The following is a 13,846-nucleotide window of genomic DNA, read 5'->3' on the forward strand; positions in this document are numbered from 1 at the left end:
GATTGAAATCCGCATTCAGCGTCGGCAGGTTGCCGATGATCGGCTCCGTGACGGCCAGTGTGGAGCCGGCAGTTGCAGGGCGGATTTCAGTGCGGCTTTCTGGCTTTGTTCGACCTTGGGCCGCAAGACGGCGTCTACCACCGGGTTGGATAGGCCGAGGTTGTCTTCGAGGTAGGTTTTGTACTGGGTGCCGATGTCCAGTTCCCGGCACAATTTGATGAAGGCCGGGATGCTCAGCTTCTCTCTGATGTTCGGCAGGGTGTCGAACTGCCCGGTGGAGGAGGGTTGGGTGATGAAACTCGAATCGGCTTCATAGGCGTCGTCCTGGGCTTCGTTCATGTCGAAGTTGTGCAGCGCCGCTTCCAGCAGGGAGACTGTCCAGGAACGGTCGCCGGTGTTGATCCAGCCGACAACCGTCACGGGGATGTACAGGCGCAGGAAGGTTGCGCGCACGTCCAGGTCCAGGTCGAAGCGATCTATCAATGCCTGTTTGAGCAAGGGTTCGGCAAAGGCATCGGCATCGCGCAGGTGGGCCAGTCGGAGGTCGACGTCGTTCTGCAGGTTCAGGTGCGCCTCGTTGAGCAGCTTGAGCATTTGATGCTGGGCAGTCGATGCGGCCTTGAGCGGTTCAGTCAGGCGAGGGGCTGTGTTTTTCAAGGCCTGGCGCCTGGTTGGCGCGGCCTTGCCCAGCCATTGCGGGATCGCATCGACCAGCGGCTGATAGTGACTGTTGGGGTGTTGCGGTTCTGTCGGGTTGTGAGGGGTGGCTTGCATCGTGCCCATCCTTGAGATTTGGAAGAGGCGGAAGCAAAACAGGATGCCTTGCGATGGATGCGGTACATAGTTATGCGTTGCCCTGTCGGCAAATCAAATCCGCGCCACCCTGCCGCTAACCTTGCCAGCCAGTTAAACTGCGCCTTTGCGACCCTATATGTCGCAACGCTGTAAACCCGGGAAAATCCGGGGTTTGCGCTATAAGAAGTTGTCGCTTGGCGACAAGGCCGGGCTGAAAACTGTCCTTACAATCCCCCCATCGCTCGCCAGTTCCAGGCGAGTGTTTTCTCTTCAGGAGACTCCGATGTCCGTTGAGCACGCTGCGGTACAACGCGCCGATTTCGATCAGGTTATGGTTCCAAACTACGCGCCAGCCGCCTTCATTCCTGTGCGTGGCGCCGGTTCCCGCGTCTGGGACCAGTCCGGTCGCGAGCTGATCGACTTCGCCGGCGGGATTGCCGTTAACGTACTGGGTCACGCACATCCTGCACTGGTCGGTGCCTTGACCGAGCAGGCGAACAAGCTGTGGCACGTGTCCAACGTGTTCACCAACGAGCCGGCCCTGCGCCTGGCCCACAAGCTGATCGACGCCACGTTTGCCGAGCGTGCTTTCTTCTGTAACTCCGGCGCCGAAGCCAACGAGGCCGCGTTCAAGCTGGCCCGTCGTGTCGCGTTCGATCGTTATGGCAGCGATAAGTACGAAATCATCGCCGCGCTCAACAGCTTCCACGGCCGCACCCTGTTCACCGTGAACGTCGGTGGCCAATCGAAGTATTCCGATGGCTTTGGTCCGAAGATCACTGGCATCACCCACGTCCCTTACAACGACCTGGCTGCGCTGAAAGCCGCTGTGTCGGACAAGACTTGTGCGGTCGTTCTCGAGCCGATCCAGGGTGAGGGCGGCGTGCTGCCGGCTGAACTGGCCTACCTGCAAGGCGCCCGTGAACTGTGCAACGAGCACAACGCGCTGCTGGTGTTCGACGAAGTGCAAACCGGCATGGGCCGCACCGGCAAGCTGTTTGCCTACCAGCATTACGGCGTGACCCCGGACATCCTGACCAGCGCCAAGAGCCTGGGCGGCGGTTTCCCGATCGCAGCCATGCTGACCACCGAAGAGCTGGCCAAACACCTGGTCGTCGGCACCCACGGCACCACCTACGGCGGCAACCCGCTGGCCTGTGCAGTTGCCGAAGCGGTGATCGACGTGATCAACACGCCTGAGGTGCTGGCCGGTGTCAACGCCAAGCACGACAAGTTCAAGGCGCGCCTTGAGCAGATCGGCGAGCAGTACGGTTTGTTCACTCAAGTGCGTGGCCTGGGCCTGTTGATCGGTTGCGTGCTGAGCGATGCCTGGAAAGGCAAGGCCAAGGACATCTTCAACGCCGCTGAAAAAGAAGGCCTGATGATTCTGCAAGCCGGCCCGGACGTGATCCGTTTTGCCCCGAGCCTGGTGGTGGAAGACGCTGATATCGATGCCGGTCTGGACCGCTTCGAACGCGCTGCCGCAAAACTGGCGCAAGCCTGATAGACCCTTCGGCGCCTGCACGTCAGGCGTCGATCCCAATTTATGCCGCGCCTGATGCAATGTGGGAGCGAGCTTGCTCGCGATGAGGGCCAGACAGCCAACATCTTTGTTGTCTGATCGGACGCAATCGCGAGCAAGCTCGCTCCCACAGGTACCTCAGTGTTTGGGCCGGCTGTTTTTTCTCTGTGATTTTTGAAATAAGGAGTGACACCATGCTGGTGATGCGCCCCGCGCAAATGGCTGATCTGGGCGAGGTACAGCGTCTGGCTGCGGACAGCCCGATTGGTGTCACTTCGTTGCCGGATGACGTTGAACGCCTGAGCGACAAGATCGCCGCGAGCGAAGCCTCGTTCGCCGCCGAAGTGAGCTTCAACGGTGAAGAGAGTTACTTCTTCGTCCTGGAAGACACCGCCACCGGCAAGCTGGCCGGTTGCTCGGCAATCGTCGCTTCGGCCGGTTACTCCGAACCGTTCTACAGCTTTCGCAACGAAACTTTCGTACACGCCTCCCGCGAGCTGAAGATTCACAACAAGATCCACGTGCTTTCCCAGTGCCACGACCTGACCGGCAACAGCTTGCTGACCAGCTTCTACGTGCAGCGCGATCTGGTGGGGTCGCCCTGGTCGGAGTTGAATTCCCGTGGCCGCCTGTTGTTCGTCGCCAGTCACCCGGAGCGCTTTGCCGATTCGGTGGTGACCGAGATCGTCGGCTACAGCGATGAAAACGGTGATTCGCCATTCTGGGATGCCATTGGTCGCAACTTCTTCGACCTGAACTACGCCGAAGCCGAGCGCTTGTGCGGCCTGAAGAGCCGGACCTTCCTCGCCGAACTGATGCCGCATTACCCGATCTACGTGCCCTTGCTGCCGGATTCGGCGCAGGAAGCGATGGGGCAGGTGCATCCGCGGGCGCAGATTACCTTCGACATCCTGATGCGCGAAGGTTTCGAGACCGATCATTACATCGACATTTTCGACGGCGGCCCGACCCTGCATGCGCGCGTCTCGGGCATTCGTTCGATTGCCCAGAGTCGCGTCGTGCCGGTGAAGATCGGCGAGCCGGTCAAAGGTGTCGGCCGTCAGTACCTGGTGGCCAACGCGCAGTTGCAGGATTACCGCGCGGTCATGCTCGAACTGGATTACGCACCGGGCAAACCTGTGACCCTGGACCTGGAAGCGGCCGAAGCCCTGGGCGTCGGCGAGGGCGCCAGCGTGCGTCTGGTGGCGGTTTAAACCCGCTGCAATGCCTGCAAAAGTTTGCCTGAAAGCAGCGAGTTTCACGGGTGACGCAAGCCGCCCGTTTGAGGAGATAGCATGATCGTTCGTCCCGTACGCAGCAGCGACTTACCCGCTCTGATCGACCTGGCCCGTAGCACCGGCACCGGCCTGACCACCTTGCCGGCCAACGAAGAGCGTCTGGCCCATCGGGTCGGCTGGGCCGAGAAAACCTTCCGAGGCGAAGCCGCGCGGGGCGATGCGGACTACCTGTTCGTGCTCGAAGACGACAACGGTCGCGTGGTCGGTATCAGTGCGATTGCCGGTGCGGTCGGCCTGCGCGAGCCCTGGTACAACTTCCGCGTGGGCCTGACGGTCAGCGCCTCCCAGGAGTTGAAGATCTACCGCGAAATCCCGACGCTGTTCCTGGCCAACGACCTGACCGGCAACTCCGAGCTGTGTTCGTTGTTCCTGCACGCCGATTACCGCACCGGCCTCAATGGCCGCATGTTGTCGAAGGCGCGGATGCTGTTCATCGCCGAGTTCTCGCAACTGTTCGGCAACAAGATCATCGCCGAGATGCGCGGAGTGTCCGACGAAGCCGGGCGCTCGCCATTCTGGGAAAGCCTGGGCCGGCACTTCTTCAAGATGGAATTCAGCCAGGCCGATTACCTGACGGGCGTGGGCAACAAGGCGTTCATTGCCGAACTGATGCCGAAATTCCCGCTGTACACCTGCTTCCTGTCACCGGATGCGCGCAACGTCATCGGCCAGGTGCACCCGGACACCGAGCCGGCGCTGGCCATGCTCAAGAGCGAAGGTTTCAGCTATCAAGGCTACGTCGACATCTTCGACGCCGGCCCGGCCATCGAGTGCGAAACCGGCAAGATCCGCGCGGTGCGCGACAGCCAGGCGCTGGTGCTGGCCGTGGGTACGCCGGGTGACGACGCCACACCGTTCATCATTCACAACCGCAAGCGCGAAGACTGCCGGATCACGGCTGCTCCTGCACGTCTGGCCGCCGGTACGCTGGTGGTCGATCCGCAGACTGCCAAACGTCTTCAACTCAACGCTGGCGATCAAGTGCGCGCCGTGGCGTTGTCCGCAGCACGGGAGTCGAAATAATGAAGTCGCTTTACATCGCAGGGCAATGGCTGGCCGGTCAGGGCGAAGTCTTTGAATCGCTGAACCCGGTGACCCAGCAAGTGCTGTGGACCGGCGCTGGCGCCACTTCCGAGCAGGTCGAATCTGCCGTACAGGCAGCGCGTCAGGCCTTTCCGGGTTGGGCGCGTCGTACCCTGGAAGAACGTATTGCCGTGCTGGAAGCTTTTGCTGCCGCGCTGAAAAAACACGCCGATGAGCTTGCGCACACTATCGGTGAGGAAACCGGTAAACCGCTGTGGGAAGCCGCGACCGAAGTGACCAGCATGGTCAACAAGATCGCGATTTCGGTGCAGAGCTACCGCGAACGCACCGGCGAGAAGAGCGGCCCTCTGGGCGACGCCACCGCCGTACTGCGCCACAAGCCACATGGTGTGGTCGCAGTATTCGGCCCTTACAACTTCCCCGGGCACCTGCCGAACGGCCACATCGTGCCGGCGCTGCTGGCTGGTAACAGCGTGCTGTTCAAACCGAGCGAACTGACCCCGAAAGTCGCCGAGCTGACGGTCAAGTGCTGGATCGAAGCCGGTTTGCCGGAAGGCGTGTTGAACCTGCTGCAAGGCGCTCGCGAAACCGGTATCGCCCTGGCGGCGAACCCGGGCATCGACGGCCTGTTTTTCACCGGCTCCAGCCGTACCGGCAATCATCTGCACCAGCAGTTCGCCGGTCGCCCGGACAAGATCCTCGCGCTGGAAATGGGTGGCAACAACCCGCTGGTGGTCGATCAGGTCGCCGACCTCGATGCCGCCGTCTACACCATCATTCAGTCGGCGTTCATTTCCGCCGGCCAGCGTTGCACCTGCGCCCGTCGCTTGCTGGTGCCAGAAGGCGCCTGGGGTGATTCGCTGCTGGCACGCCTGGTTGCCGTCAGCTCGACGATTGCTGTCGGCGCCTTCGATCAGCAACCGGCGCCGTTCATGGGCTCGGTGGTTTCCCTGGCGGCTGCCAAGGCGCTGATGGATGCGCAGGAACATCTGTTGGCCAACGGCGCTGTTGCACTGCTGGACATGACACAGCCAGAGGCGCAATCGGCCTTGCTGACCCCGGGTATTCTCGATGTGACCGCCGTGGCGGATCGCCCTGACGAAGAACTGTTCGGCCCGCTGTTGCAAGTGATCCGCTACGCTGATTTTGCTGCGGCGATTGCTGAAGCCAACGACACCGCTTACGGCCTGGCGGCTGGGTTGCTGTCGGACTCCGAAGCGCGTTACCAGCAGTTCTGGCTGGAAAGCCGCGCCGGTATCGTCAACTGGAACAAGCAATTGACCGGTGCCGCGAGCAGCGCGCCATTCGGCGGTGTCGGTGCCTCGGGCAACCATCGCGCCAGTGCTTACTACGCGGCGGATTACTGCGCGTACCCGGTGGCCTCGCTGGAAACCCCAAGCCTGACCTTGCCGGCCGCCCTGACGCCGGGCGTGAAGATGGCGTGATGCCCAATCACGAGCAAGCTCGCTCCCACAAGGGCGATGAAATCCCTGTGGGAGCGAGCTTGTTCGCGATGGCCGCGCCTCGGTCTTGAAGAACAGTTACTGAAGCCTATAACAACAGATTCTCGTGGAGCCTCGCCGATGAAATCCTATGAAGTCAATTTTGACGGTCTAGTGGGGCCGACCCATAACTACGGCGGCCTGTCCTACGGCAACGTCGCGTCCCAGAGCAACAGCCAGCAGTCTTCCAATCCGAAGGAAGCGGCGTTGCAGGGCCTGGCGAAAATGAAAGCGCTGATGGAAATGGGTTTCCAGCAAGGCGTACTGGCCCCGCAAGAGCGCCCGGATGTGGCTGCACTGCGTCGCCTGGGTTTTGCCGGCACTGACGCCCAGGTGATCGAGCGCGCCGCCAAAGAAGCGATGCCTTTGCTGGTAGCCAGTTGCTCGGCGTCGAGCATGTGGGTGGCCAACGCCGCCACGGTCAGCCCGAGCGCCGACACCGCTGACGGTCGTGTGCACTTCACCGCCGCCAACCTCAATTGCAAGTACCACCGCAGCATCGAACACCCGACCACCAGCCGCGTGCTGGGGGCGATGTTCGCCGACCAGAAGCATTTCGCCCACCATGCCGCCTTGCCGGCCGTGGCGCAGTTCGGTGACGAAGGCGCGGCCAACCACACGCGTTTCTGCCGTGAATACGGCGAAGCCGGCGTCGAGTTCTTCGTGTTCGGCCGCAGTGCATTCGACACCCGCTACCCGGCGCCGCAAAAGTATCCAGCGCGGCAGACCCTCGAAGCTTCCCAGGCTGTGGCGCGTCTGCACGGCTTGAGCGACGACGGCGTGGTCTATGCCCAGCAGAACCCGTCGGTGATCGATCAGGGCGTATTCCACAACGACGTGATCGCGGTCGGTAACGGTGAAGTGCTGTTCTATCACGAGGACGCGTTCCTCGAGACCGAGAAGATGCTCGCCGAGTTGCAGAGCAAACTCGCCAAGGTCGGTGGGAAATTCCAGTCGATCTGTGTTCCGCGTTCCGCGGTAACCGTTGAAGACGCGGTTCGTTCCTACCTGTTCAATAGCCAACTGCTGTCACGTCCTGACGGTTCGATGCTGTTGATCGTGCCGGAAGAGTGCCGTGGCAATGAGCGCGTGTGGCAGTATCTGCAGGGTTTGACCGGCTCTGGCGGGCTGATCCGCGAAGTGAAAGTCTTCGATCTCAAGCAAAGTATGCAGAACGGCGGTGGCCCGGCTTGCCTGCGACTGCGCGTCGCCCTCAACGAAACCGAACTGGCGGCCGTCAACCCAGGGGTTATCATGACGGCACCGTTGTACGGCACACTGACCGAATGGGTCGAGAAGCACTACCGCGACCGCATGACCGAAAGCGACCTGGCGGACCCGCAGTTGCTGCTTGAGTGCCGGACGGCACTGGATGAACTGACGCAAATCCTTAAACTGGGCGCGGTTTATCCATTCCAGATCAATTGATCGACGGCGCGTTGTCTTGCAAGGCAGCGCGCCGCTTCATCTCAAACGAGAGCGTAAAGACATGAGCGATTCCCTGCAGCTGATCCTTGAAGACACCGACGGCACGCAACTGGAGACTTCCTGCACCCGCGTCGCGGTCCTGTGGCAAGGCAAGGAGCTGTGGATTCAGCAGGACGGCCGCGGCCAGTTGCTGATCGGTGTGGACGTGGAGGAGGGCGACGCCGAGTACGCCAACCTGCTGCTTCGTCCATTGGCGACTAATCTGGTAAGTCTGCAACTGGAAATGGAACCTGCCGACCTCAGTGACGAAGAACACGTTCACGGTCCGGACTGCAACCACGATCACTAAGGAATACGCTCTATGCTCGCCCTCGGCAAACTGCTTGAACTGACCCTCGCCGGCCGTGAACCGGCGGAGAAGACTCAACTGACTGTCGAAGGCGTGCGCATGCGCTGGTTGAGCGAAGGGGCGCTGGAAGTCCGGCCTCCTGAAGCGCGCGACAACGGCCTGGACCTGCTGTTGTCGGCGGGCATCCACGGCAACGAAACAGCGCCGATCGAGTTGCTCGATCGCCTGTTGCACGACATCGCCCGCGGCGACCTCAAGCCGCGTGCACGTATTCTGTTCCTGTTCGGCAACCCCGAAGCGATCCGCAAGGGCGAGCGCTTTGTCGAGCAGGACGTCAATCGGCTGTTCAACGGCCGGCACGAACAAAGCAGCGGTTCCGAAGCGCTACGTGCCTGCGAGCTGGAACGTCTGGCGGCGAGTTTCTTCAGCCTGCCGAATCGTCAGCGCCTGCACTACGACCTGCACACGGCGATTCGCGGTTCGAAGATCGAGCAGTTCGCCCTGTACCCGTGGAAGGAAGATCGCCAGCATTCGCGTCAGGAGCTGGCTCGCCTGCGTGCCGCCGGTATGGAAGCGGTGTTGCTGCAGAACAAGCCATCCATCGTGTTCAGTTCCTACACCTACGACAAGCTCGGCGCCGAGGCTTTTACCCTCGAACTGGGCAAGGCACGGCCGTTCGGGCAGAACGCCGGGGTCAACGTTTCGTTGCTGGAGACCCGTCTCAAGCAGATCATCGAAGGCACCGAACCGGAACTGACCGATGCAGCGCTCGACGGTTTGCAGCTCTACAGCGTGGCGCGGGAAATCATCAAGCACAGCGACAGCTTCCGCCTGAACCTGCCGGCGGACATCGAGAACTTCTCGGAACTGGAAGTGGGTTACCTGCTGGCGGAAGACATCGCCAACACCCGCTGGATCATCGAGGAGGAGGGCGCCCGGATCATCTTCCCGAACCCCAAGGTGAAGAATGGCTTGCGCGCCGGCATTCTGGTGGTGCCGACCACGGACGAAAACCTGGCCTGAGCCCAATACGAACCCCATGTGGGAGCGAGCTCGCTCCCACAGGTTTTTGTGGTGGTTACACGGCTACCGCGCGCGGCTCGGTACGACGCAAAGCGCGAATCTTGTGCAGCGTATCGGCACAAGTCTTCGCCGCTTCCTGGCCTTTGTGCACGAAATGCTCGAAGAAGAACGTGTGATGCAGTTCTTCACCGGCGTGGAAGTGATGCGGGGTCAGGGACACCGAGAACACCGGTACTTCGGTTTCCAGCTGAACTTGCATCAGGCCGCTGACCACGGATTGGGCGACGAACTCGTGGCGGTAGATGCCGCCATCGACCACCAGGGCGGCTGCGACAATACCGGCGTAGCGACCGGTCTTGGCCAGCAGCTTGGCGTGCAGAGGCATTTCAAAGGCGCCGCCGACTTCGAAGAAATCGATGTCGGATTCCTGATAACCCTGGGCAATCATTTCGGCGACGAAGCCTTTACGGCTCTGGTCGACAATATCCTTGTGCCAGCAGGCCTGGATGAACGCAACGCGTTCGCCGTGGTGGTTTTTGCTTTTGCTGTCGATTGCGGTGGGTTGCATGTTCTGACTCCTGTTTGTGTGAAAAACAGGGCGTTATGAATCGAATGGGATTTAAGGGTAGGCACGTCGGCTTGTATGCCAGCGCACGGCCCTTTGGCGTTAATCCCGTTCTCTCTTCATCCGGACTATGACCGTCGGCCCCGGGATCACACCGGGTCTGCTGACCTTGCCGACGACTACGACCATGAGCCGTATCTGCCACCAAGCGCTCGCGGGCTATGCGCATTGCGCGCAATTACCGCCGGTGGGGAGTTGCACCCCGCCCTGAGAACGTTTTTGCCGCCCGAAAGTGTGGCGGCGCAGCGTTTTTATCACATATTTCCTGCGTGCGCATGGCTCCTTTTGGATGATTGTCATCGGTTTTTCCGTTGATTTAATCGGCCTTTTGCCGAGCAAGGGTTGATTATTTGTCGGTATGCCCGCAGTAATTCCAGTCTGAAAGGGATTTCCCCTGCTTAACGAGGCCAGATTCATGAGCGTTATCGATCTTCGCAGCGACACCGTCACTCAACCCTCCGCCGGCATGCTCGAGGCGATGGCCAAGGCGGCCACTGGCGACGATGTGTATGGCGAAGATCCGACGGTCGATCACCTCGAAGCCGAACTGGCCAAACGCCTCGGCTTTGCCGTGGCGTTGTTCGTGCCGACCGGCACCATGAGCAACCTGTTGGGCTTGATGGCCCATTGCGAGCGCGGCGACGAATACATCGTTGGCCAGCAGGCGCACACCTATAAATACGAAGGTGGTGGTGCTGCGGTGCTGGGTTCGATCCAGCCGCAGCCGCTGGAAGTGCAGGCTGATGGTTCGCTGGACCTGTCCCAGGTCGCTGCGGCAATCAAGCCGGATGACTTCCATTTCGCCCGTACCCGTTTGCTGGCGCTGGAAAACACCATGCAGGGCAAAGTCCTGCCGCTGGAGTATCTGCAACGCGCACGCGACTTTACCCGCGAGCACGGCTTGCAACTGCACCTGGATGGCGCGCGCCTGTACAACGCAGCAGTGAAGCTGGGTGTTGATGCCCGGGAAATCACTCAGTATTTCGATTCTGTCTCGGTGTGCCTGTCCAAAGGCCTGGGTGCGCCGGTCGGCTCGGTCCTGTGCGGTTCAACTGAATTGATCGGCAAGGCACGGCGCCTGCGCAAAATGGTCGGCGGCGGCATGCGTCAGGCCGGGATTCTGGCGGCGGCAGGCCTGTATGCACTGGATCACAACGTGCAGCGTCTGGCCGACGACCACGCCAACGCGCAATACCTGGCCGAAGGCCTGCGTGGCGCAGGTTTCACGGTCGAGCCGGTGCAAACCAACATGGTTTATGTGGACATGGGCGATAAGGCCGAGGCCTTGAAGGCATTCGCCGCCGAGCGCGGGATCAAGCTCAGCGCTGCCGCCCGTCTGCGCATGGTCACGCACATGGACGTCAGCCGTGGGCAAATCGAGCAAGTCGTCGCGACATTCGTCGACTTTTCACGCAAGTGATAGCGTTAGCGCTCCAATTGACTGTTTCTATCGTATAAACACGCTGTACCCCGCGCGCAGGGCCGATATAATGCGGCCCTTTGCCGTCGCTTCGTCTGTTGACGTTTCGAACAGGCCTTTGGCCGCAGCCTCCGTGGAAGAACCTAATGAAAAGCGCAGAAATCCGTGAAGCCTTCCTTCGCTTCTTCGAAGAGCAAGGCCACACCCGTGTAGCCTCCAGCTCTTTGATTCCGGGCAACGACCCAACCCTGCTGTTCACCAACGCGGGGATGAACCAGTTCAAGGACTGCTTCCTGGGCCAGGAAAAGCGCGCGTACACCCGCGCGGTCAGCAGCCAGAAATGCGTGCGCGCCGGCGGCAAGCACAACGACCTGGAAAACGTCGGTTATACCGCCCGTCACCACACCTTCTTCGAAATGCTGGGTAACTTCAGCTTCGGCGATTACTTCAAGCGTGACGCGATCACCTACGCCTGGAACTTCCTGACCTCCGACAAGTGGCTGAACCTGCCGAAGGAAAAGCTCTGGGTCACCGTCTATGCCAGCGATGACGAGGCGTACGACATCTGGACCAAGGAAATCGGGGTTCCGGCCGAGCGCATGGTCCGTATCGGCGACAACAAAGGTGCGCCGTACGCCTCCGACAACTTCTGGACCATGGGCGATACCGGCCCGTGTGGTCCTTGCACCGAGATTTTCTACGATCACGGCGCCGACATCTGGGGTGGCCCACCGGGCTCGCCGGAAGAAGACGGCGACCGTTACATCGAAATCTGGAACAACGTGTTCATGCAGTTCAACCGCACCGCCGATGGCGTGTTGCACCCGCTGCCAGCACCGTCGGTCGACACCGGCATGGGCCTGGAGCGGATCAGTGCCGTGCTGCAGCACGTTCACTCGAACTATGAAATCGACCTGTTCCAGAGCCTGCTGAGCGCATCGGCCAAGGCCATCGGCTGCAGCAACGACGCTCAGGCCTCCCTGAAAGTCGTGGCTGACCACATCCGTTCCTGCGGCTTCCTGATCGCCGACGGCGTGCTGCCGTCCAACGAAGGTCGCGGCTACGTGCTGCGCCGCATCATTCGTCGCGCTTGCCGTCACGGCAACAAGCTGGGCGCCAAGGGCAGCTTCTTCTACCAGATCGTTGCCGCTCTCGTGGCCGAGATGGGCGAAGCTTTCCCGGAACTGAAATCCCAGCAGGCGCACATCGAGCGCGTGCTGAAAGCCGAAGAAGAGCAATTCGCCAAGACCCTGGAGCAGGGCCTGAAGATCCTCGAGCAGGATCTGGCCGAGCTCAAGGGCGACGTAGTGCCTGGCGACGTGGTGTTCAAGCTCTACGACACCTACGGTTTCCCGATGGACCTGACCGGCGACATCGCTCGCGAGCGCAGCCTGACCATCGACGAAGCAGGCTTCGAGCGCGAAATGGAAGCCCAGCGCGTCCGTGCCCGTTCGGCCAGTTCCTTCGGCATGGACTACAACAGCCTGGTCAAGGTTGACGTGGCCACCGAGTTCACCGGCTACCACGCCACCAGTGGTTCGGCGAAAGTCGTTGCCCTCTATAAAGACGGGCAATCGGTCGACGTGCTGAGCGAAGGCGAAGAGGGCGTGGTGGTGCTGAACCAGACGCCGTTCTATGCCGAGTCCGGCGGTCAGGTCGGTGACTGCGGTTACCTGCAGGCCGGCAACAGCCGTTTCGACGTGCGCGACACCACCAAGACCGGCGGCGCGTTCCTGCACCACGGCGTGCTGGCCTCGGGTAGCCTGATCGTTGGCGCACCGGTGGAAACCCACGTCGAGGCTGACGTGCGCCACGCCACGTCGCTGAACCACTCGGCAACGCACTTGCTGCACGCGGCTCTGCGCCAGGTGCTGGGCGATCACGTTCAGCAGAAAGGCTCGCTGGTCGACAGTCAGCGCCTGCGCTTCGACTTCAGCCACTTCGAGGCCATCAAGCCTGAGCAGCTGAAAGCGTTGGAAGACATCGTCAACGCCGAGATTCGCAAGAACTCCGCCGTTGAAACCGAAGAAACCGACATCGAAACCGCCAAGAAGAAGGGCGCCATGGCGCTGTTCGGCGAGAAGTACGGCGACAACGTGCGCGTACTGAGCATGGGCGGCGATTTTTCCGTCGAGCTGTGCGGCGGTATCCACGCCAACCGTACCGGCGACATCGGCCTGCTGAAAATCATCAGCGAAGGCGGTGTGGCTTCGGGCGTGCGTCGTATTGAAGCGGTAACCGGCGCTGCGGCTCTGGCCTACCTGAACGCTGCGGAAGAACAACTCAAGGAAGCGGCCAGCCTGGTCAAGGGCAGCCGCGACAACCTGATCGACAAGCTGTCGGCTGTGCTGGAGCGCAACCGTCTGCTGGAGAAGCAACTCGAGCAGTTGCAAGCCAAGGCTGCCAGTGCCGCGGGCGACGATCTGTCGTCCCAGGCCGTGGACGTCAAGGACGTGAAAGTGCTGGCCGTGCGTCTGGACGGTCAGGACGGCAAGGCGCTGCTGGCGCTGGTCGATCAGCTGAAAAACAAACTCGGCCGCGCAGTGATCCTGCTCGGCAGTGTCCATGAGGATAAGGTCGTTCTGGTTGCAGGCGTAACCAAGGACCTGACTGGCCAACTCAAAGCCGGTGATTTGATGAAGCAAGCCGCTGCGGCAGTGGGCGGGAAGGGCGGTGGTCGTCCGGACATGGCGCAAGGCGGCGGTACCGACGCCAGCGCACTGGACGCGGCACTGGCGCTGACCGTTCCGTTTGTAGAGCAGGGTTTATAAGGCAGTGCTGGCGGCCCGCAGTCTAGTGGCGGGCCGCCACGCTGTTTGAGTGATTATTTGGGCGCCCTT

The 13,846-nt window shown here is 61.2% G+C and carries 11 protein-coding genes and 1 riboswitch; of the genes, 9 read left to right on the forward strand and 2 right to left on the reverse strand.

Translation table 11 applies throughout. The features are described from left to right. Nucleotides 1-15: 15 nt before the first annotated feature. Entirely contained in the window at nucleotides 16-774 is a 759-nt protein-coding gene (locus EIY72_RS25770) for a dermonecrotic toxin domain-containing protein (protein ID WP_093215240.1), read from the reverse strand. Nucleotides 775-1,078: 304 nt separating this feature from the next. Between EIY72_RS25770 and EIY72_RS25775 the strand changes: the two genes are divergently transcribed. The 7 genes from EIY72_RS25775 to astE all read left to right on the forward strand — a co-directional run bounded on the left by EIY72_RS25775 (nucleotide 1,079) and on the right by astE (nucleotide 8,961). Beyond that, on the forward strand, nucleotides 1,079-2,299 hold the full coding sequence (locus EIY72_RS25775; protein WP_093215245.1) for an aspartate aminotransferase family protein: 1,221 nt from the start codon (nucleotides 1,079-1,081) through the stop codon (nucleotides 2,297-2,299). Between the two features lie 212 nt (nucleotides 2,300-2,511). Next, nucleotides 2,512-3,531 carry an arginine/ornithine succinyltransferase subunit alpha gene (gene aruF / locus EIY72_RS25780; protein WP_093215248.1) on the forward strand — a complete coding sequence of 340 codons (1,020 nt, stop codon included), beginning with the start codon at nucleotides 2,512-2,514 and terminating at the stop codon, nucleotides 3,529-3,531. A gap of 81 nt (nucleotides 3,532-3,612) precedes the next feature. After that, on the forward strand, nucleotides 3,613-4,638 hold the full coding sequence (gene astA / locus EIY72_RS25785; protein WP_093215251.1) for an arginine N-succinyltransferase: 1,026 nt from the start codon (nucleotides 3,613-3,615) through the stop codon (nucleotides 4,636-4,638). Then, the gene (gene astD / locus EIY72_RS25790; protein WP_165939618.1) at nucleotides 4,635-6,104 is read left to right on the forward strand and encodes a succinylglutamate-semialdehyde dehydrogenase; all 1,470 of its coding nucleotides are present in this window, start codon (nucleotides 4,635-4,637) and stop codon (nucleotides 6,102-6,104) included. Before astA ends, astD begins: the two co-directional genes overlap by 4 nt. A 138-nt stretch (nucleotides 6,105-6,242) precedes the next feature. Continuing rightward, nucleotides 6,243-7,589 carry an N-succinylarginine dihydrolase gene (astB, locus tag EIY72_RS25795; RefSeq protein ID WP_093215259.1) on the forward strand — a complete coding sequence of 449 codons (1,347 nt, stop codon included), beginning with the start codon at nucleotides 6,243-6,245 and terminating at the stop codon, nucleotides 7,587-7,589. A gap of 61 nt (nucleotides 7,590-7,650) precedes the next feature. Further along, complete coding sequence (locus EIY72_RS25800; RefSeq protein ID WP_093215264.1) at nucleotides 7,651-7,938, forward strand: topoisomerase II; 288 nt, start codon at nucleotides 7,651-7,653, stop codon at nucleotides 7,936-7,938. 12 nt (nucleotides 7,939-7,950) lie between these two features. After that, a complete protein-coding gene (astE, locus tag EIY72_RS25805; RefSeq protein WP_093215268.1) occupies nucleotides 7,951-8,961 on the forward strand; it encodes a succinylglutamate desuccinylase in 1,011 nt (336 codons plus the stop codon). Between the two features lie 55 nt (nucleotides 8,962-9,016). Here the strand turns inward: astE and EIY72_RS25810 are convergent, their stop codons facing one another. After that, nucleotides 9,017-9,529 carry a 6,7-dimethyl-8-ribityllumazine synthase gene (locus tag EIY72_RS25810; protein WP_093215272.1) on the reverse strand — a complete coding sequence of 171 codons (513 nt, stop codon included), beginning with the start codon at nucleotides 9,527-9,529 and terminating at the stop codon, nucleotides 9,017-9,019. A 103-nt stretch (nucleotides 9,530-9,632) separates the two neighbouring features. Further along, nucleotides 9,633-9,805: riboswitch (FMN riboswitch) on the reverse strand. Between the two features lie 196 nt (nucleotides 9,806-10,001). On the opposite strand from EIY72_RS25810, the gene ltaE reads away from it, so the two are divergent. After that, nucleotides 10,002-11,006 carry a low-specificity L-threonine aldolase gene (ltaE, locus tag EIY72_RS25815; RefSeq protein WP_093215275.1) on the forward strand — a complete coding sequence of 335 codons (1,005 nt, stop codon included), beginning with the start codon at nucleotides 10,002-10,004 and terminating at the stop codon, nucleotides 11,004-11,006. Nucleotides 11,007-11,152: 146 nt separating this feature from the next. Then, complete coding sequence (gene alaS, locus EIY72_RS25820) at nucleotides 11,153-13,777, forward strand: alanine--tRNA ligase (protein WP_093215279.1); 2,625 nt, start codon at nucleotides 11,153-11,155, stop codon at nucleotides 13,775-13,777. The last annotated feature ends 69 nt before the right edge of the window (nucleotides 13,778-13,846 follow it).

This window comes from Pseudomonas vancouverensis (assembly GCF_004348895.1).
Taxonomy (GTDB): domain Bacteria; phylum Pseudomonadota; class Gammaproteobacteria; order Pseudomonadales; family Pseudomonadaceae; genus Aquipseudomonas; species Aquipseudomonas vancouverensis.